18 protein-coding genes and 1 tRNA gene are annotated in these 18,999 nt (G+C 59.9%); 9 read left to right on the plus strand and 10 right to left on the minus strand.

Going from position 1 to position 18,999, the window contains the following annotated elements; genetic code table 11:
• Positions 1 to 187 precede the first annotated feature (187 nt).
• Positions 188 to 613, plus strand: a complete 426-nt coding sequence (locus tag FHW37_RS10920) for a DUF4864 domain-containing protein (RefSeq protein ID WP_145636146.1) — start codon at positions 188 to 190, stop codon at positions 611 to 613.
• A gap of 60 nt (positions 614 to 673) precedes the next feature.
• On the opposite strand, the gene tgt is transcribed toward FHW37_RS10920, so the two are convergent.
• The 5 genes from tgt to coaD all read right to left on the minus strand — a co-directional run bounded on the left by tgt (position 674) and on the right by coaD (position 4,640).
• Positions 674 to 1,804 (minus strand): tRNA guanosine(34) transglycosylase Tgt, encoded by a 1,131-nt coding sequence (gene tgt, locus FHW37_RS10925; RefSeq protein WP_145636148.1) that lies wholly within the window; start codon positions 1,802 to 1,804, stop codon positions 674 to 676.
• Positions 1,801 to 2,889, minus strand: a complete 1,089-nt coding sequence (gene queA, locus FHW37_RS10930; RefSeq protein WP_145636149.1) for a tRNA preQ1(34) S-adenosylmethionine ribosyltransferase-isomerase QueA — start codon at positions 2,887 to 2,889, stop codon at positions 1,801 to 1,803. The genes tgt and queA overlap by 4 nt, the downstream gene beginning before the upstream one ends.
• A 68-nt stretch (positions 2,890 to 2,957) precedes the next feature.
• Positions 2,958 to 3,467: a peptidylprolyl isomerase gene (locus tag FHW37_RS10935; protein WP_145636151.1), complete on the minus strand. Its 510-nt coding sequence runs from the start codon at positions 3,465 to 3,467 to the stop codon at positions 2,958 to 2,960.
• Between the two features lie 56 nt (positions 3,468 to 3,523).
• Positions 3,524 to 4,096, minus strand: coding sequence for a peptidylprolyl isomerase (locus tag FHW37_RS10940; RefSeq protein ID WP_145636154.1), 573 nt, complete (start codon positions 4,094 to 4,096; stop codon positions 3,524 to 3,526).
• 49 nt (positions 4,097 to 4,145) lie between these two features.
• The gene (gene coaD / locus FHW37_RS10945; protein WP_145636156.1) at positions 4,146 to 4,640 is read right to left on the minus strand and encodes a pantetheine-phosphate adenylyltransferase; all 495 of its coding nucleotides are present in this window, start codon (positions 4,638 to 4,640) and stop codon (positions 4,146 to 4,148) included.
• Between the two features lie 418 nt (positions 4,641 to 5,058).
• On the opposite strand from coaD, the gene FHW37_RS10950 reads away from it, so the two are divergent.
• A complete protein-coding gene (locus tag FHW37_RS10950) occupies positions 5,059 to 5,238 on the plus strand; it encodes a hypothetical protein (RefSeq protein ID WP_145636157.1) in 180 nt (59 codons plus the stop codon).
• Positions 5,239 to 5,579: 341 nt separating this feature from the next.
• Here FHW37_RS10950 and gyrA read toward each other — a convergent pair whose 3' ends face one another.
• On the minus strand, positions 5,580 to 8,432 hold the full coding sequence (gyrA, locus tag FHW37_RS10955) for a DNA gyrase subunit A (RefSeq protein ID WP_145636159.1): 2,853 nt from the start codon (positions 8,430 to 8,432) through the stop codon (positions 5,580 to 5,582).
• A 228-nt stretch (positions 8,433 to 8,660) separates the two neighbouring features.
• Here gyrA and FHW37_RS10960 point away from each other — a divergent pair, with 228 nt between their 5' ends.
• Together FHW37_RS10960 and FHW37_RS10965 are read left to right on the plus strand one after the other, a co-directional pair.
• Entirely contained in the window at positions 8,661 to 9,290 is a 630-nt protein-coding gene (locus FHW37_RS10960) for a MarC family protein (protein WP_145636162.1), read from the plus strand.
• Between the two features lie 43 nt (positions 9,291 to 9,333).
• Positions 9,334 to 10,485, plus strand: coding sequence for an HPP family protein (locus tag FHW37_RS10965; RefSeq protein WP_145636164.1), 1,152 nt, complete (start codon positions 9,334 to 9,336; stop codon positions 10,483 to 10,485).
• A gap of 19 nt (positions 10,486 to 10,504) precedes the next feature.
• On the opposite strand, the gene FHW37_RS10970 is transcribed toward FHW37_RS10965, so the two are convergent.
• Together FHW37_RS10970 and FHW37_RS10975 are read right to left on the minus strand one after the other, a co-directional pair.
• Positions 10,505 to 10,771 carry an RDD family protein gene (locus FHW37_RS10970; protein ID WP_145636167.1) on the minus strand — a complete coding sequence of 89 codons (267 nt, stop codon included), beginning with the start codon at positions 10,769 to 10,771 and terminating at the stop codon, positions 10,505 to 10,507.
• 84 nt (positions 10,772 to 10,855) lie between these two features.
• Positions 10,856 to 11,440 (minus strand): single-stranded DNA-binding protein, encoded by a 585-nt coding sequence (locus FHW37_RS10975; RefSeq protein WP_145636169.1) that lies wholly within the window; start codon positions 11,438 to 11,440, stop codon positions 10,856 to 10,858.
• Positions 11,441 to 11,687: 247 nt separating this feature from the next.
• Here FHW37_RS10975 and uvrA point away from each other — a divergent pair, with 247 nt between their 5' ends.
• The 3 genes from uvrA (at position 11,688) to FHW37_RS10990 (ending at position 16,260) form a co-directional block, all read left to right on the plus strand.
• Positions 11,688 to 14,609, plus strand: a complete 2,922-nt coding sequence (uvrA, locus tag FHW37_RS10980) for an excinuclease ABC subunit UvrA (protein WP_145636171.1) — start codon at positions 11,688 to 11,690, stop codon at positions 14,607 to 14,609.
• Between the two features lie 28 nt (positions 14,610 to 14,637).
• Positions 14,638 to 15,450 (plus strand): DUF72 domain-containing protein, encoded by an 813-nt coding sequence (locus FHW37_RS10985; RefSeq protein WP_145636173.1) that lies wholly within the window; start codon positions 14,638 to 14,640, stop codon positions 15,448 to 15,450.
• Between the two features lie 174 nt (positions 15,451 to 15,624).
• Positions 15,625 to 16,260 carry a BON domain-containing protein gene (locus FHW37_RS10990; RefSeq protein ID WP_186458225.1) on the plus strand — a complete coding sequence of 212 codons (636 nt, stop codon included), beginning with the start codon at positions 15,625 to 15,627 and terminating at the stop codon, positions 16,258 to 16,260.
• On the opposite strand, the gene FHW37_RS10995 is transcribed toward FHW37_RS10990, so the two are convergent.
• Both FHW37_RS10995 and lipB read right to left on the minus strand, forming a co-directional pair.
• Complete coding sequence (locus tag FHW37_RS10995; protein ID WP_145636177.1) at positions 16,257 to 16,679, minus strand: OsmC family protein; 423 nt, start codon at positions 16,677 to 16,679, stop codon at positions 16,257 to 16,259. The two genes, FHW37_RS10990 and FHW37_RS10995, sit on opposite strands and share 4 nt — an antisense overlap.
• A gap of 12 nt (positions 16,680 to 16,691) precedes the next feature.
• A complete protein-coding gene (gene lipB, locus FHW37_RS11000; RefSeq protein WP_186458268.1) occupies positions 16,692 to 17,429 on the minus strand; it encodes a lipoyl(octanoyl) transferase LipB in 738 nt (245 codons plus the stop codon).
• A gap of 184 nt (positions 17,430 to 17,613) precedes the next feature.
• On the opposite strand from lipB, the gene FHW37_RS11005 reads away from it, so the two are divergent.
• A tRNA-Leu gene (locus FHW37_RS11005) sits at positions 17,614 to 17,698 on the plus strand.
• Between the two features lie 335 nt (positions 17,699 to 18,033).
• Positions 18,034 to 18,954 carry a hypothetical protein gene (locus tag FHW37_RS11010; RefSeq protein ID WP_145636183.1) on the plus strand — a complete coding sequence of 307 codons (921 nt, stop codon included), beginning with the start codon at positions 18,034 to 18,036 and terminating at the stop codon, positions 18,952 to 18,954.
• The last annotated feature ends 45 nt before the right edge of the window (positions 18,955 to 18,999 follow it).

An 18,999-nucleotide genomic window follows, 5' to 3' on the forward strand; every position in this document is an offset into this window, starting at 1 on the left:
GGCTTTAGAACAAGCGATGAAGATGGGACCCTGCCCTGCGGCCATCGACATTCCAGCCGTTTCCGACATGCCGGATCGGCCACGGCCTGTTCACAACCGCGCGCGTGCCTGAAAAATCCGCTCCCCCCATCTTTTCCTCAGGCGCGAATGCGCTACCCTTCAAAGCGGTCGCCCTTGGAGAAAGCCGATGCCTTATCGACATGCGTCCGTAATCGCGTTCCTGGTCCTCTTCCTTGCAACCGCCGCCCGTGCCGAAGATCCGGTCGCGGACGCGCAGGCCGTCATTTCAGGCCAGATCGCCGCCTTGATGAGTGACGATGCCGACAAGGCCTATTCCTACGCTTCACCCGGCATACGAGATCTTTATCCGGACAAGAATGCCTTTCTCGCCATGGTGCAGAAGAATTACGAACCCGTCTATCACGCCGGCACTTATGCCTTTGGCCGGTCGAAGCTCGTGGGTGGCGGCGAAGTCGTGCTGCAGGAGGTTTTGATCGGCGCCCGACAGGGTACGGACTGGACGGCAATCTATGAGATGCGACTAATGGACGACGGGTCCTACAAGATCAACGGCGTGCGGATGATGCGCAATACCGGTAGCCAGGGTATCTGAATACCCTTTCCGGCAGGCCGGGACGAGGGCAGATAGGACCGCCCTCGCCTTTTGGAATGGTCAAATCGGGTCGATATCGCCCTTTGCCCAAGCTTCCTGTGTCTCGGCATAAAAATCTGCAAAGCGGCCTTCAGCGATCGCCTGCCGGATGCCCTTCATCAGGTCCTGGTAATAGTTCAGGTTGTTCCAGGAGAGCAACATGCCGCCCAGCGCCTCGTCGGCACGCATAAGGTGGTGCAGATAGGCACGGGAGTAATCACGGGCTGCCGGGCAGTTCGATTCTTCGTCGAGCGGGCGCTTGTCTTCGGCGTGACGGGCATTGCGGATATTGACCTTGCCGCGGCGGGTGAAGGCCAGCCCATGGCGGCCGGAACGGGTCGGCATAACGCAGTCGAACATGTCGATGCCGCGGGCAACCGATTTCAGCATGTCGTCCGGCGTGCCGACGCCCATCAGGTAACGCGGCTTTTCGGTCGGCAAGACCGGCAGCGTCGTTTCGAGCATGGACAGCATCACGTCCTGCGGCTCGCCGACCGCAAGCCCGCCCACGGCATAACCCTTGAGGTCAAGTTGCTTCAGACCTTCGGCAGAGCGGATGCGCAGCGCCGGCTGGTCACCGCCCTGGACGATGCCGAACATCGCCTTGCCCGGCTGCTCGCCAAAGGCGACGCGGCAGCGCTCGGCCCAGCGCAGCGACAGTTCCATCGCACGCTCGATTTCCTTCGGCTCGGCCGGCAGCGCCACGCACTCGTCCAGCTGCATCTGAATGTCGGAGCCAAGCAGGCCCTGGATCTCGATCGAGCGTTCCGGCGACATGTGGTGCAGAGAACCATCGACATGGCTCTTGAAGGTCACGCCCTTCTCGTCGAGCTTGCGCAGGCCCGACAGCGACATCACTTGGAATCCTCCCGAATCGGTGAGGATCGGGTGTTTCCAGCGGATCAGGTCATGCAGGCCGCCGAGGCGGGCAACGCGTTCGGCGCCTGGCCGCAGCATCAGATGATAGGTATTGCCGAGGATGATGTCAGCGCCGGTATCGCGGACCTGGTCGAGATACATGGCCTTGACGGTGCCGACGGTTCCGACCGGCATGAAGGCCGGCGTGCGGATCGTGCCGCGCGGCATTGTGATCTCGCCGAGGCGGGCGCCGCCATCGGTGGCCTTGAGATTGAACTGAAAGGTCTCGGTCATCGGTCTTTCCGGAAAAGCAGGCTGGAATCGCCATAGGAATAAAAACGGTAGCCCGTCGCGATCGCATGGGCATAGGCCTCCCGCATCGTCTCGAGGCCCGCGAAAGCCGAAACGAGCATGAACAGCGTCGATTTCGGCAGGTGGAAATTGGTCATCAGCATGTCCACTGCCTTGAAGCGGTAGCCGGGCGTGATGAAGATGCCGGTCGCGCCGCTCCATGGCTGGATCCGGCTATCGTCGGCGGCAGCGCTTTCAATGAGACGCAGTGAGGTGGTACCAACGCAGATCACGCGCCCTCCCCGTGCCTTGACGGCGTTCAGACGCTCGGCAGTCTCAGCGCTGACATAGCCGATCTCCTCATGCATCTTGTGATCATCCGTATCGTCGGCCTTCATCGGCAGAAACGTGCCGGCGCCGACATGCAGGGTCACGAAATGCCGTTCGATGCCGGCGGCATCCAAGGCCGCAAAGAGATCCGGCGTGAAATGCAGGCCCGCTGTCGGCGCCGCCACGGCGCCCTTCTCGCGGGCATAGATCGTCTGGTAGTCCTTGCGGTCCTTTTCATCCTCGGGACGCTTGGCAGCGATATAGGGTGGCAGCGGAATATGGCCGACCGCCATGATCGCCTCGTCCAGCGCCGGGCCGGACAGATCGAAGCGAAGCGTCACCTCACCGCCCTCGCCCTTTTCCTCGACCGTCGCCATCAGCGAACCGGCAAGGCAGGTATTATCACCGGCATGGCCGAACTCGATGCGGTCTCCGATCTTGATGCGCTTGCCGGGCTTGGCAAAGGCCTTCCAGACATCGGCGCCAGCGCGCATATGCAGCGTTGCGGAAACCTGCTGGCCGCCCGCCCCTTCCCGGTGCCGGATGCCTTCCAGCTGCGCGGGAATAACCTTGGTGTCGTTGAAGACCAGCGCATCGCCGGGCTTCAGGAAGGACGGCAGCTCGAAAACCCCATGGTCGGAAAGGACCGTTTCGCCATCCGGCTGGACGACGAGCAGGCGGGCGCTGTCGCGCGGGTCGGCTGGCCGCAGCGCAATGTTTTCCTCGGGCAGATCGAAATCGAACAGGTCGACGCGCATGGTAAATCCAGAAAATACAAGACCCGCCCCGCCTTGAAGACGGAGCGGGCCAATCGGTTAAAACCGGATCAGACGTCGGCAGCGACGCGGACCGAAACGATCGAGTCCGGATCCTTGACGGGCTCGCCCTTCTTGATCTGGTCGATGAAGTCCATGCCTTCGATGACCTGGCCCCAGACGGAATACTGCTTGTTCAGCCAGGGAGCGTCGGTGAAGCAGATGAAGAACTGCGAGTTGGCCGAGTTCGGGCTCTGCGAACGGGCCATCGAGCAGGTGCCGCGAACGTGCGGAACAGCCGAGAATTCAGCCTTCAGGTCAGGCTTTTCCGAGCCGCCCATGCCGGCGCGCGACGGGTTGAAATCCGAACCACCCTGCTTGCCGAACTTGACGTCGCCGGTCTGCGCCATGAAATCGGGAATGACGCGGTGGAAAACAACGCCGTCATAAGCCTTTTCGCGGGCAAGCTCCTTGATCCGCTCGACATGGCCCGGTGCCACTTCCGGCATAAGCTGGATGACAACCTTGCCCTTGGTGGTTTCCATGATGATGGTGTTTTCGGGATCCTTGATCTCGGCCATTCTTCTTCTCCTTTTTGCAGCGCCCGTCTCTTTTATCGAGGACGCGCGCCCTTTCGTTACTTCTTGCCGACAGTGACCTTGATCATCTTGTCGGGATTGCTGACTTCACCATTGCCGCCCTGGCCACGCTTGATCTTGTCGACCAGTTCCATGCCGGAAACGACCTTGCCGACGACCGTGTACTGACCGTCCAGGCTTGGGTATTTGGTGAACATGATGAAGAATTGCGAGTTCGCCGAGTTCGGGCTCTGCGAACGGGCCATGCCGACCACGCCGCGCTCGAACGGGACCTTCGAAAATTCAGCCGGAATATCCGGCATCGTGGAGCCACCCATGCCGGCCTGTGCAGGGTTGAAATCCTTGCCGCCCTGCTTGCCGAATTTTACGTCGCCGGTCTGCGCCATGAAGCCGTCGATGACCCGGTGGAAGACGACATTGTCATATTCGCCCTTGGCGGCGAGCGCCTTGATCTGGGCGACATGCTTCGGCGCAACTTCCGGCATGAGCTGGATGACGACCGGTCCGTCCTTCAGCTGAATGGTGAGAAAATCGTCCTGGGCTGCGAAAGCCGGCGCGACGAGTGCAGCCAGCGCAAGGGCGCCGGCAAGGGCGAGGCGAAACAGTTTCATGCAAAACTCCCGTATCTCTTGAAGATCAGCGCAGCTATCAGCGCCAAGATCAGCGTTTGTGCTTTTCGTTGAGGGCCTTCAGGATGGGAGCCGGCACGAAATCCGTGACGTCTCCCCCCATGGCGGCGATCTGGCGAACCAATGTGGCGGTAATGGGCCGCGAGGCCGTGCCCGCCGGCAGGAACAGCGTCTGGATATCCGGCGCCATCTTGCGGTTCATCGCCGCCATCTGCATTTCGTAGTCGAAATCGGTGCCGTCGCGCAGGCCGCGGATCAGCACGCTTGCGCCATGCGCGCGCGCCGCATCGACAACGAGGCCGCTGAACGAGACGACAGAAATATTTCCGCCCTTTTCCGGCAATGCCTCGATCAGCGAAGTGCGGATCAGCTCGGCCCGTTCATCAAAGCTGAACGTCGGCACCTTGCCTGGATGAATGCCGATCGCCACGACAACCTTCTCCGCCACGTTCAGAGCCTGAACGAGGATATCGAGATGGCCGTTCGTCATCGGGTCGAAGGAGCCGGGATAAAGCGCAGTCGTCATGCCGAAATGGAGACCTGTTCCAGCTGGATTTCTGCGCCTTTTGTCATGGAAGGCGGCCCGCCGCAAGGGTTTCCGTCGCGGCAATAGGGCCTGAATATCAGATGAACACGCCATTCAAGACGCTTTCAGGGCCACTATGGTCAACTCATCCTCACGACGGACAGAGTGCCCGTTGAAACACGAGAGAGACGACAATGCTGGCGTTGATGGTCATGGGTGCGGTGTTTGCAGCAGTTCTGCTCGATGCCTTCCTCTATGTCTTCGTCGAAGAGGAAGCCTGAACCGGCTCCAATTCTGAACGCCAGATGAACGAGCCATTCAAACATGCTTCAGAGCAAATGGTTTACGTTCTCTCAAAATACGGTGGATCTCGGGCGTAAAATTTACGTCAGGGCTTAGAAAGAAGGATACAGCGGAGATGATGATCGCAAAACGCAAGATGGCCATGGACAAGATCACCATGATCAACCTGGTCTGGACTGCCATGGTCGCAATGATGCTGACCGCGACGGTTACGCTTTATCAGGACCGTTCCCACTTCAACGACAACGGCTATCAGCAGATCACTGGTCGCTACAACGACATCTCGTACTACTGATCGGATCGGGGCGGAGTTGACTGACGATATCGAAACTCCGCCAAAAGCGTGAGGGTATCGACGACTTCGCTCTTCATCGCAGTGCTTTTCAAGCAGACGTTTCATTCATAACGTTTTCAGGCGAATTCAGCAGCGAGCCGGGCTTCAGGCAGCTGTTCAGCGCAGCCGGTTCAAAAAAAGCCGGAGGATCTTCATCCTCCGGCTTTTTTGATTCCGAATGTCCACGTGACAATCCGCCACCTGAAAGCAATCGGCCCGAAAATCAGAGCTGATCTTCGGGCCGATTGTTTACAGATTAAAAGAGTTAGCGTCGCGCGCTGGGCTGCGGATCAAAGGGCGCCTTATTCGGCGGCGCCCTCATCCGTCTCACCGGCCACGCCGGCTTCATTGGCCTGAGCGCCTTCCGATGCGGTACCGGCTTCGGCACCTGCCTCGTCCAGCTCGGCCGCAACTTCATCCTCACCTTCCGGCTCGCTGATGCGCTCGACGGACACGACCTTCTCGTCCTTGGCGGTGGAGAAGATGGTGACGCCCTTTGTGGCGCGGCTGGCGATGCGGATGCCGCCGACCGGAACACGGATCAGCACGCCGCCGTCGGAGACGAGCATGATCTGATCCTTGTCCTCGACCGGGAAGGCGGCGACGAGTTCGCCGATCTCGGCGGTCTTCGACGTATCCGTTGCGCGGATACCCTTGCCGCCGCGGCCCGACGTGCGGAAATCGTAGGACGACGACCGCTTGCCATAGCCCTTTTCAGAAACCGTCAGGACGAACTGTTCACGTCCCTTCAGCTCTTCGTAACGCTCGTCACCCAGCTGTCCCTCTTCGGTGACTTCCTCACCGACAAGAGCGATATCCTCTTCATCGACGCCGGCAGCACGACGATCGGCAGCCGAGCGCTTCAGATAGGCGGCACGTTCCCAAGGTTCCGCATCCACATGGCCGAGAATGGTCATGGAGATCAGGCGGTCGCCTTCGGCAAGCGTCAGGCCACGAACGCCGATCGAGTTGCGGCCGGCAAAGACGCGGACCTCATCGACCGGGAAGCGGATCGCCTGGCCGAGCGCCGTGGTGAGCAGAACGTCGTCACCGGGTTCGCCGATATCGAGGTTCGGACCCTTGCAGGTTTCGACGGAGAGGATTTCATCGCCCTCCTCCTCGAGCTTCATCGCGATCTTGCCGTTCCGGTTGACCTGAACGAAGTCTGACAGCTTGTTGCGGCGAACCGTGCCGCGCGTCGTCGAGAACATGACGTCGAGATCTTCCCAGGACTTTTCGTCCTCGGGCAGCGGCATGATCGTGGTGATGCGTTCGCCGGGCTCCAGCGGCAGCATGTTGATCAGCGCCTTGCCGCGCGATTGCGGCGTGCCGATCGGCAGGCGGTAGACCTTTTCCTTGTAGACGATGCCACGCGAGGAGAAGAACAGGACCGGCGTATGCGTGTTGACCACGAACAGACGTGCAACGAAATCCTCGTCGCGGGTCGCCATGCCGGAACGGCCCTTGCCGCCGCGTCTCTGGGCACGGTAGGTGGCCAGCGGCACACGCTTTATATAACCGAGATGCGAAACGGTGACGACCATGTCCTCGCGGGCGATGAGATCCTCATCGTCCATGTCGAGGCCGCCATCCATGATCTCGGTGCGGCGCGGCGTGCCGAATTCATCACGAACAGCCGCCATCTCGTCCTTGACGATCTGCTGGATGCGCAGACGCGAGGAGAGAATGTCGAGATAATCCGAGATCTCAGCGCCGATCTTGTTCAATTCGTCGGCGATTTCGTCACGGCCGAGAGCCGTGAGGCGGGCCAGACGCAGTTCGAGAATAGCACGGGCCTGCTCTTCCGAGAGGTTATAGGTGCCGTCCTCGTTGATCTTGTGGCGCGGATCGTCGATCAGCCGGATCAGCGGCTCGACATCATGGGCCGGCCAGCGGCGGGTCATCAACTGCTCGCGGGCGGTCGCCGGATCTGGCGCCTTGCGGATCAGGTTGATGACTTCGTCGATATTGGCGACCGAAATCGCCAGGCCGACCAAGACGTGGGCGCGTTCGCGCGCTTTGCGCAGCAGGTATTTTGTACGACGGCTGACGACTTCTTCGCGGAAGGCGACGAAGGCGCGTAGCATGTCGAGCAGCGTCAGCTGTTCCGGCTTGCCGCCGTTCAGCGCCACCATGTTACAGCCGAACGAGGTCTGCAGCGGCGTGTAGCGGTAAAGCTGGTTGAGGATGACGTCGGCATTGGCATCGCGCTTCAGCTCGACGACAACGCGGTAACCCTGACGGTCGGATTCGTCGCGCAGGTCGGAAATGCCCTCGATGCGCTTTTCGCGCACGAGTTCGCCGATCTTCTCGACCATCGACGCCTTGTTCACCTGATAGGGAACTTCGGTGATGATGATCTGTTCGCGATCGCCACGCAGCGGTTCGATCGTGGCGCGGCCACGCATCATCACCGAGCCGCGGCCCGTTTCATAAGCCTGACGGATGCCCTGCCGACCGAGAATCAGCGCGCCGGTCGGAAAATCCGGACCCGGAATGATTTCCATCAGTTCCGGCAGTTCGATCGCCGGATTGTCGACGATCGCGATGCAGCCGTTGATGACTTCCGTCAGATTGTGCGGCGGGATGTTCGTCGCCATGCCGACGGCGATGCCGCCTGCGCCATTGACGAGCAGGTTCGGGAATTTTGCCGGCATAACGACCGGCTCCGACATGGTGCCGTCGTAGTTATCGCGGAAATTGACGGTCTCCTTGTCGAGATCGTCGAGCATCGAATGAGCAGCCTTTTCAAGGCGACACTCGGTATAACGCTGGGCGGCCGGCGGATCGCCGTCGATCGAGCCGAAATTGCCCTGACCATCGATCAGTGGCAGTCGCAGCGACCAGTCCTGCGCCATACGCGCCAAGGCGTCGTAAATCGCCGAGTCGCCGTGCGGGTGATATTTACCCATCACGTCGCCGGTCACGCGGGCCGATTTTACGTATTTCTTGTTCCAGTCGATCCCCATCTCGTTCATCGAGAAAAGGATACGCCGGTGCACCGGCTTCAATCCGTCACGGACGTCGGGAAGCGCGCGGGACACGATGACGCTCATGGCGTAATCGAGATAGGACCGCTGCATCTCTTCCATGATGGAAATGGGTTCGATGCCTGGAGGCAGCTTTCCGCCGCCGGGTGTGCTTTGCTCAGTCAAATCGGATCACGATCTCTGTTCGGAATCAGTTGAATTTTTATAGCGGAAAGCGTTTCCGAGCGCCAATTTCCGCCATGGTTTTGAACAGCTTTTGCGCGTTCAACATGGCTTTTCGAAGAGGTGGGAGGCGCAGGAGGTGGGCTTTTCTTCATAGATGACCTGTCCTAACAATCTTCGCATGCGACCGCAAGGTTCGCGACGATCAGGGCCAATACGCTGGGGGATGATATGGCGACACCGGATATGCTGGTCAACGCGCTGACCACGATGCTCGTGACACTCGACCCGCCGGGACTGGCGCCGGTCTTTCTCGGGCTGACGGCGGCGATGACCCGCGACCAGCGAAAATTCGTCGCCCTGCGCGGCTCGCTGATCGCCTTCGGCATTTTGGCTGTCTTTGCGCTGTTCGGCTCTGCCGTTCTCGGGCTTCTCGGCATATCGATCGGCGCCTTCCGCATCGCAGGCGGCCTGCTGCTGTTCTGGATCTCGTTCGAAATGGTGTTTGAAAAACGCCAGGAACGGAAGGAAAAGACATCACGGGCGGCGATCACCATCGACCAGATCCACGATATTGCCGTCTTCCCGCTGGCCTTGCCGCTGATCGCCGGCCCGGGCGCGATTTCGGCGACCATCCTGCTTGCCGGCAGTTTCAACGGCCCGCTGGACCGCGCACTTCTGATAGGCGTCATCGCGCTGATCATGATCGGCCTTTACGCCACGCTGCTGGTGGCCGAACGGCTCGACCGGTTTCTCGGCGTGACAGGCCGGGCGATCCTGACACGGCTACTCGGCGTCCTGCTTGCGGCTCTCTCCGTGCAATTCGTCATCGACGGTGTGCGTTCCGCCTTCAACCTCTGATACCTCATCCTTTGACCGTCATCAGAAATACCGAAAGCCTTCCATGCGCCGCGCAATCCGCATGTTCCTCGCCGAACAAAACACCATCAGCCTTCAGGAAAAACTGCGGGCCGCAGCCGGAGCCTTTTTCGGTATCCTGATCACCGGCCTGACCGGCAGTCTCGCGCTCAACCTAGATTCCGCTCTGCCGATCCTGATCGCCCCGATGGGTGCTTCCGCAGTCCTTCTCTTCGCCGTGCCGGCAAGTCCGCTGGCGCAGCCTCGCTCGATCCTAGGCGGCAATGTGCTCTCCGCCCTGATCGGGGTGACGGTCGGCATCTTCGTCCATGATCCTGTTCTGTCATCCGCGCTGGCGATTGGCCTTGCCATCCCTGCCATGATGTTTCTGCGCTGCCTGCATCCGCCGAGCGGTGCAATCGCGCTCAGCGCGGTACTCGGCGGCCCCGCCGTCCATGCGATGGGCTATGGCTTCGTTCTGTGGCCGGTGCTTGGAAATTCCCTGGCAATCCTGCTGGTCGCCCTGATCTTCAACAACCTGACCGGCCGCCCCTATCCCCACACCGTCAAACCTGCGCCAGCCGGCCACAAGACAAGCGACCCGGCGCCGGCACAGCGCATCGGTTTCAGCTCCGAAGATCTCGACGATGTTTTGAAGGACTACGATCAGGTTCTCGATATCGAACGCGACGATCTGGAAGATATCTTGCGCCGGACGGAGCTGCGCTCCTATCGCCGCCGGGCGACCGACCTCACCTGCGCAGACGTGATGTCCCGCGACGTGATCAGCGTTTCACCCGACAATACACTGCAAGATGTCCAGAAATTGCTGCACGAACATCACCTCAAGGCCCTACCCGTCATCGACGACAAGGCGGACGTCGTCGGCATCGTCACCCAGACGGATCTTCTCGACAAACCGGCATGGTCATCCGCCAAACCGGTAACCGGCCTTCGCCGGCGACTGCAGCTGCTCCTCAAGGGATCGACCGCGCCCGATGGCACGGTCAGTGATATAATGACCGCCCCAGTTCGGACGGTTGGGCCGGAAACGCTGCTCGCCGATGCGATCCTCATCTTCGCAGAGGAAGGCCTGCATCATATTCCGGTCGTTGAGGGCGGCAAGCGGCTCGTCGGCATCCTCTCGCAATCCGACGTGCTTGTCGCCATGCTGGCGGACCACCCGGTCAGCGCCTGACGGAAAAGCCGGCCGCCGATCAGCGGTCGGTTCGCCTGGCCTTCAAAATGTATTTCCAGATCGTACCACCGAAGAACCGGTTGAAGACGACGAAATAGGCGATCATCAGCGCAAAACACAAGAAGGCGGGCGCGCCATTCAGCTGAAAGCCTTCTTCAGTCATCCCGCCGAAAATCGAAGCGACGAGGAAGCCGGCAGCCACGAAAATCGTGAAGAAATCGAGGATGAACGCCAGCACGATACGCCATGTCGCGGGTGCTTTGCCGGTATTTGCTGTTTCTGTCATATCCCCTCCATCCAAGCCAACTATGGCACACCATAAAGACGAAAGGCGCCTTTCGGCGCCCTCCATTCAATTCAGTTTCTGATCTCAGAACGGGATGTCGTCGTCGAGATCCCGCGAGAAATTGCCGCCGCTCGGAGCGCCACCGCCCTGCGAACGGCCGCCGCCGCTGCCGCCACGATTGCCACCGGACGGCGCGCGGTCGTAATCGCCACCACCGCCGTAATCGCCGCCGCCAAAGTCTCCGCCACCAAAATCCTGGCCGGAGCTTCTGCCGCCACCACCGCCGCCGAAGCTGCCGCGATCGCCGCCGCCCTCGCCGCGACCATCGAGCATGGTCAGGGTCGAGTTGAAGCCCTGCAGCACGATTTCCGTGGAATAACGGTCGTTGCCGGTCTGGTCCTGCCACTTGCGGGTCTGCAGCGCGCCTTCGATATAGAGCTTGGCGCCCTTCTTGACGTATTGCTCGACGACCTTGCACAGGCCTTCGTTAAAGACGACGACGGTGTGCCATTCGGTCTTTTCACGACGCTCGCCGGAATTGCGGTCGCGCCAGGTTTCGGAGGTCGCGATGCGCAGGTTGGCGATCGGGCGGCCGTCCTGGGTCCGGCGGATTTCCGGATCGGCGCCGACATTGCCCACCAGAATGACCTTGTTCACACTACCCGCCATAAAACTCTTCCTTCATCTGCCGCTTCATGCGGCTTTCAATCTATCCGTTTCATCTTAGCCCATCGCTTCCGGCCGTTGGGGATGCGGCCGCCTTAATCCACAGGCAATTTTGTTCTTTATTTGTTCTGGTTTATCCCTATAGTCGTGTCAACCGAATCGGAACCGCGCTGCATTGCGGCAGTTTCGTCTCGACAGGCGGGAATCAATCACTACATAAGGACCTTCAATCCTCCCCGAAGGCATGACGATGAGCGAACTGAAGACGATTTCCATACGTGGTGCGCGTGAGCACAATTTGAAGGGCATCGATCTCGATCTGCCGCGCAATTCGCTGATCGTGATGACCGGCCTGTCGGGCTCCGGCAAGTCGTCGCTCGCCTTCGATACGATCTATGCGGAAGGCCAGCGGCGTTATGTCGAAAGCCTATCGGCCTATGCCCGCCAGTTCCTGGAAATGATGCAGAAGCCGGATGTCGACCAGATCGACGGTCTGTCGCCGGCCATCTCGATCGAACAGAAGACGACCTCGCGCAATCCGCGCTCGACGGTCGGCACTGTCACCGAGATCTACGATTATATGCGTCTTCTTTTCGCGCGCGTCGGCGTCCCCTATTCGCCGGCGACGGGCCTGCCGATCGAAAGCCAGACGGTCAGCCAGATGGTCGACCGCATCCTTGTTTTCGAGGAAGGCACCCGCCTTTACATCCTCGCGCCGATGATCCGCGGCCGCAAGGGCGAGTACAAGAAGGAACTCGCCGAGCTGATGAAAAAGGGTTTTCAGCGCGTCAAGGTCGATGGCCAGTTCTACGAGATCGCCGACGTGCCGGCGCTCGACAAGAAATACAAGCATGACATCGACGTGGTCGTCGACCGCCTCGTCGTGCGCCCGGATATCGGCGCACGTCTAGCGGACAGCCTTGAGACGTCGCTGAAGCTGGCCGAGGGCCTGGCGGTCGCCGAATTTGCCGACAAGCCGCTGCCACCGGAGGAAACAGCGGCCGGCGGCTCTGCAAACAAGTCGCTCAACGAGACCCATGAACGGGTTCTGTTTTCGGAAAAATTCGCTTGCCCCGTGTCCGGCTTCACCATTCCGGAAATCGAGCCACGCCTGTTTTCGTTCAATAACCCTTTTGGCGCCTGCCCGACCTGTGATGGTCTCGGTTCGCAGCAGAAGGTGGACCAGAACCTGATCGTGCCGGAACCTGCCCGCACCCTGCGCGACGGCGCGATTGCGCCATGGGCGAAATCCAGCTCGCCCTATTACAACCAGACGCTCGAAGGTCTCGGCAAGGTGTTTGGCTTCAAGCTATCGAGCCGCTGGAACGAGCTTTCCGAAGATGCCCAGGACGCGATCCTGAAGGGCACCGAGGAAAAGATCGAATTCAACTATGCCGACGGCGCCCGCTCCTACAAGACGGTCAAGAATTTCGAAGGCATCGTGCCGAACCTGGAGCGCCGCTGGAAGGAAACCGACAGCGCCTGGGCGCGCGAGGAAATCGAGCGTTACATGTCGGCCGCCCCCTGCCCATCCTGCAAAGGTTATCGCCTGAAGCCGGAAGCGCTGGCGGTCAAGATCAACAAGCTGCATATCGGCGAAGTCACCGAAATGTCGATCAAGGTCGCGCGCGAATGGTTCGTCGGCCTGCCGGAAACGCTGAACGCCAAGCAGAATGAAATCGCCGTCCGGATCCTCAAGGAAATCCGCGAGCGCCTGCAGTTCCTCAACGATGTCGGCCTCGACTATCTGAGCCTGTCGCGCAATTCCGGAACGCTGTCGGGCGGTGAAAGCCAGCGTATCCGCCTTGCCTCGCAGATCGGCTCCGGCCTCACGGGCGTTCTCTACGTGCTCGACGAACCCTCGATCGGCCTGCATCAGCGCGACAATGCCCGTCTGCTCGATACGCTGAAACATCTGCGTGACATCGGCAATACCGTCATCGTCGTCGAACATGACGAGGATGCCATTCTGACGGCCGATTATGTCGTCGATATCGGCCCGGCTGCCGGTATTCATGGCGGCACGGTCGTTGCCGAAGGCACGCCGCAACAGGTCATGGCCAATCCCAAGTCACTGACCGGTAAATACCTGTCCGGCGAACTCGGCGTGGCCGTGCCGGCAGAACGGCGCAAGCCCAAGAAGGGCAAGGAAATCAAGGTTTTTGGCGCACGCGGCAATAACCTGAAGAATGTTACGGCTTCCGTGCCGCTCGGCGTTTTCACGGCGGTGACCGGCGTGTCCGGTGGTGGCAAATCCACCTTCCTGATCGAGACGCTCTACAAGTCGGCCGCACGCCGCGTCATGGGCGCCCGTGAAATCCCGGCCGAACATGACCGGATCGACGGTTTCGAACATATCGACAAGGTCATCGATATCGACCAGTCGCCGATCGGCCGCACACCGCGTTCCAACCCGGCGACCTATACCGGTGCCTTCACGCCGATCCGCGACTGGTTCGCGGGCCTGCCGGAAGCCAAGGCGCGCGGTTATGCGCCCGGCCGCTTCTCGTTCAACGTCAAGGGCGGCCGCTGCGAGGCCTGCCAGGGCGACGGCGTCATCAAGATCGAGATGCACTTCCTGCCCGACGTCTACGTCACCTGCGACGTCTGCCATGGCAAGCGCTACAATCGCGAGACGCTCGACGTGCATTTCAAGGGCAAGTCGATCGCCGACGTTTTGGACATGACGGTCGAGGAAGGCGTCGAGTTCTTCTCTGCGGTGCCGGCGGTGCGCGACAAGCTGCAGTCGCTGTTCGATGTCGGACTTGGCTACATCAAGGTCGGCCAGCAGGCGAATACGCTTTCGGGTGGCGAGGCGCAGCGCGTCAAGCTAGCCAAGGAACTGTCGAAACGCTCGACCGGCCGCACGCTCTATATTCTCGACGAGCCGACTACCGGCCTGCATTTCCACGATGTCGCAAAACTTCTGGAAATGCTGCACGAACTGGTCAACCAGGGTAATTCGGTCGTGGTCATCGAGCACAATCTGGAGGTCATCAAGACGGCCGACTGGATCATCGATATCGGCCCCGAAGGCGGCACGGGCGGCGGCGAGATCGTTGCCCAAGGCACGCCGGAGCAGATCGTCAAGGAGAAGCGGTCCTATACCGGTCAGTTCCTCAAGGAACTTCTGGAGCGGCGCCCGCCGAAGAAGGTTGAAGCGGCGGAATAACCTGTAATTGGGAATATTGGAGGGGTAGATGAGCAAACACGGCACGATCCGCACCGGCATTGGCGGCTGGACCTTTGATCCGTGGGAAGGCACGTTCTACCCCGAAAAGCTCGCCAAGAAGCGGCAGCTTGAATATGCCGCCAGCAAGCTGAAGGTGATCGAGGTCAACGGCACCTATTACGGCTCCCAGAAGCCTGAAACCTTTGCCAAATGGGCCTCCGAAGTGCCGGATGGGTTCGTGTTTTCGCTAAAGGCGAGCCGGTTCACGACCAACCGCAAGGTGCTGGCCGAAGCGGGAGAGTCGATCGAAAAATTCCTCACCCAGGGCCTGACCGAACTCGGCGATCATCTTGGCCCGCTCCTGTGGCAGTTTGCGCCGACCAAAAAATTCGAGCCGGATGATTTCGAGGCGTTTCTGAAGCTTCTGCCGAACAAGCTTGAAGGCCTGCCGCTGCAGCATGTGGTGGAAGTCCGGCATGACAGTTTCAAGGTGCCGGAATTCGTTGGCCTGATCGAGAAATACAATATCGCGCCCGTCTGCGCCGATCATTTCGATTATCCGATGATCGCGGATGTCACGGCGGATTTTGTCTATGCGCGGCTGCAGAAAGGTTCTGACGAGATCAAGACCTGTTATGCGGACGAGGATATGGCCGCCTGGCAGAAGCGGCTGGAGACCTGGGCGGAAGGCGGCGTGCCGGGCGATCTGCCGCTGGTCGACGAAAGCCGCAAGCCGAAGAAGCAGCCGCGCGATGTCTTTGCCTTCTTCATCCATGAAGGGAAGGTCAACGCACCTCATGGCGCAATGGCCATGCAGGAGAGGCTGGACGCGGCCGGCTAGATAAGGTCTCGTTCTTCGCTCCATACAGCTCCGCTTTGCGATATGAGCGATGTGGCCTTGTGTAAGGCGTTTCATTTCATCGAAGCGAACAGGCAGAAGCAAAAAGCTGGCTGGGCGCCCCTTCCCGCTATGAAAAGCAATTCCCGTCGCTTCGTTCAATATTCGCATCGGCGGATGGCATATTCCATCTTATCGTCAGGCGCGCAGCCGGCAGGCGGAACCAAGGTGCCGGCCCGCGGGTTCCTCTCCTGCGATGACGCCAAGGCTGCAGAGGCCGGCGCCTCCAGCCACCGGTATGAGAAGGAGATGACCATGCCATCCACCAGGAAGGTTGACGATATTTCGCGTGAAGAAGATTTTCGCGATTACGAGGATCGCAATATCGATGAAGGCTGGCCTTATGACGATGCGGCCGGCGCCGGCGCACGCCCTGTCGACAACGCAGCTTACGGACAGCCTGCCGCGAATTTTGACGATGATCGCAATGGTGGCTTCAAGATCGACGAGGCCGGCTTCGACGGGCTGGAAGAACGGCTCGTCGACAGCAATCGTCCGGCCGAGACGGGAGCCGGAGATGCCGACGAGATCGAAGAGCGCGTAAACGACGCGATCGAAGCGCTCGGCGTCGCCTCCATGGATTCGATCGACCTGCATGTGGAGAGCGGCACCGTCACGATCGAAGGCATGGTCGATGAGGCGCAGGCGGCACGGCAGATCATCCATGCAGCAAGACAGGTGACGGGTGTCCGGCGTGTGGTCAGCCGGCTTCAGGTTGATGGTGTCGACGGACGGATCCCCAACGAGGATTAGGCGATCTCAAGGGCGATTTCCGCACCGGCTTTCAGCGTATTGCTGACGGTGCAAATTTCTTCCGCCATATGGGCGATATCGACTTTCTGGCTTTCGGTGAATTCGCCGTCGATGGCGAATTCACAAAAGAATCGCGTGACTCGAAAAGGCTCTTCATGGGTCTTTTCGAGTGAAACGCTGACACGTATCTCGATGAGATTCTCCAGCAATCCCAAGCGGCTCGCAGAGATGCGACCACTGAGTGCCAGACAGCTTGAAAGCGATGCGCACATCAGGTCGAGAGGATTGAATCCCTCGGCAGAGGCGCCAGTGACGACTTCGATTCTGCCACCCGTCCGACTTGTCACCATAGGGTGACCCTTTGGGCTGACGACCGCTGCGGCACCAATCGACCTCTGCTTTATCGAAACACTCGCCATCAGGCCTTCCCCTCAGCAGCCTGCAATAACCGGCTCTGCTTCCGTCGGCCCGAAAACCTCCTCGAAGGCCTCACGCAGTCGCATATCGACATCGGCCATCATGACCGGCAAACCGAGATCAACGAGGCTGGTGATGCCATAGGAGCTGATGCCGCAGGGCACGATGCCGGAAAAATGCGAGAGGTCGGGGTCGACATTGAGTGACAGGCCGTGAAAGCTGACCCAGCGGCGCAGACGGATGCCCAGCGCTGCAATCTTGTCCTCGGCCATCGACCCGTCCAGCAATGGCGGTTTCTCCGGCCGCCTGACCCAGACACCGACGCGATCCTCGCGCCGTTCGCCCTTGACGTTCATCATATCAAGACAGCGGATAATGACGGCCTCCAGCGCCGCCACATAGGCCCGCACGTCCTGCCGGCGTCGCTTGAGGTCGAGCATCACATAGGCAACCCTCTGGCCCGGGCCATGATAGGTATATTCCCCGCCCCGGCCGGTCGCAAAAACCGGAAACCTGTCCGGCTCTATAAGGTCCGCGACATTGGCGCTGGTGCCCGCCGTATAGAGAGGTGGGTGCTCGACCAGCCAGACAAGCTCGTCTGCACGGCCTTCGGCAATCGCCGCCACCTCCGATTCCATCACCGCCACAGCCTCTTCATAGCCCACAGGCTCATCGGAGATTCGCCAGCGGACCGGCTTTGATCCGGCAAAGGGCAGCATTGAGACATCAAGATCGGTGCGCGTGAGCATAATGGGTACCTTCGGCGAAATTTTTTCAAACGCGGCAAGGCCACGTTTTCCGGGCTTTATACAAGCTTCCCATATAGGGTGTTGAAGCAATTGTTTTTATCCTTCAAAAATCTGTCACGGCACACTTGTGCACCCGGAATCCTTTTGCTACATGCTCGCTCGCCGGAGCAAAACGGCCTACCACGATGCGGTCGTGGCGGAATTGGTAGACGCGCAGCGTTGAGGTCGCTGTGGGGCAACCCGTGGAAGTTCGAGTCTTCTCGACCGCACCAAAAGAACCCGGCTTCGGCCGGGTTTTTTGTTTTCTGGCAATGACTTGCATCTTTCTGGCCTCCCACGGAAAAACATCCGTGAGACACGTCCGATCTCTTCCCTGTGGATAACCTGCTCGTCACTGAATGCATCGGAAACGCATTTTTCGGATGATTTTCATCCCGCCGGATACAGCCGTGGGTCGCTTGCCAAACAATAGAGACATGGACGACAATGTGTGGGAGACGGAACGGTGAACAAGGCATTGGCCTTGCCGGCAAGTTGTCGCATATAACGTCTATGAAATGCTGGCGGAATCGCCGGCGAAACCGTTCAACTCGTATTCGAATCTCCCATGTCTGGCGCTGCTGCCGTTATTGACGCAACACCGATCGCCTATTCCGCGCACCAGCTCGCGGCGATGGGGCGTTTTCCGATAGGCCTTTCGCAGGCGGTCGAGGAACTGCTCGAAATCCACAGAACGATCCCGCGCGAGGTTCGTTACGTCGCCGATGTCCAGAAATTCATACTGAGCCAGGCAGCGATGGCGCTCCATTACGAGCACGTGCTCGATCCGACGGCTGCGGGTCTGACACCCAGCCATCTGATAAAGTTCCTCGATGGCAAGCCGGTAGCCAGCAAGAATACCGTCCTCGCCTTCCTCATGGAAATGCGGCACTACCGTTTTGTCGATGCGATAGAGACATCGGACCGCAGGAGCCGCGCATTTCGCGCGACGGAGCGCACAGAAGAGCTGATGCGCATCTATTTCGATATCCACCTGCGCGCGCTCGACACGATCGACGGTGGTGCCCGGCATGCGCTGTCTCTTGCCGATCCAAGCTTCGTGCACATCGCTCAGCCGCGCTTTGCCCGCCTGATGCTGCTTGCGGAAACCTGGTGGTCACCGCCGAAGAATATTGCGGCCTTCGTGAAGTCCGATTCGGGAAGCAGCGTCGTCCATGACCTGGTTTCGCGGGTTGCCGGGCAGGAAATCGGCAATGACCCGATCAATGTCGGACGTGTTTCGCCGACAGAGGTTGCCAAGCGGTATGTCGTCTCCCAGACGCATACGGTGCGTCTTTTTGCAAAGGCCCGCAGCGAGGGTCTTATCAGCTGGGAAAAGAATATCAGTCGGGGTGATTGCTGGGTTTCACCGCAGCTTGTCAGCGCCTACCGGCTTTGGCAGGCAATGAAGTTCTCGGCAATGTCTGAAGCCGTTGCCTATGCCGCCGCCCTGCGCACGACCGGGCGTGCTTCCGCGCATATCAAGTGACACTTGGAGGGATCCGCAGTCGCGGACCCCTCCAAGGTCGGCCCG

Source organism: Neorhizobium alkalisoli (genome assembly GCF_007829835.1).
GTDB lineage: Bacteria > Pseudomonadota > Alphaproteobacteria > Rhizobiales > Rhizobiaceae > Neorhizobium.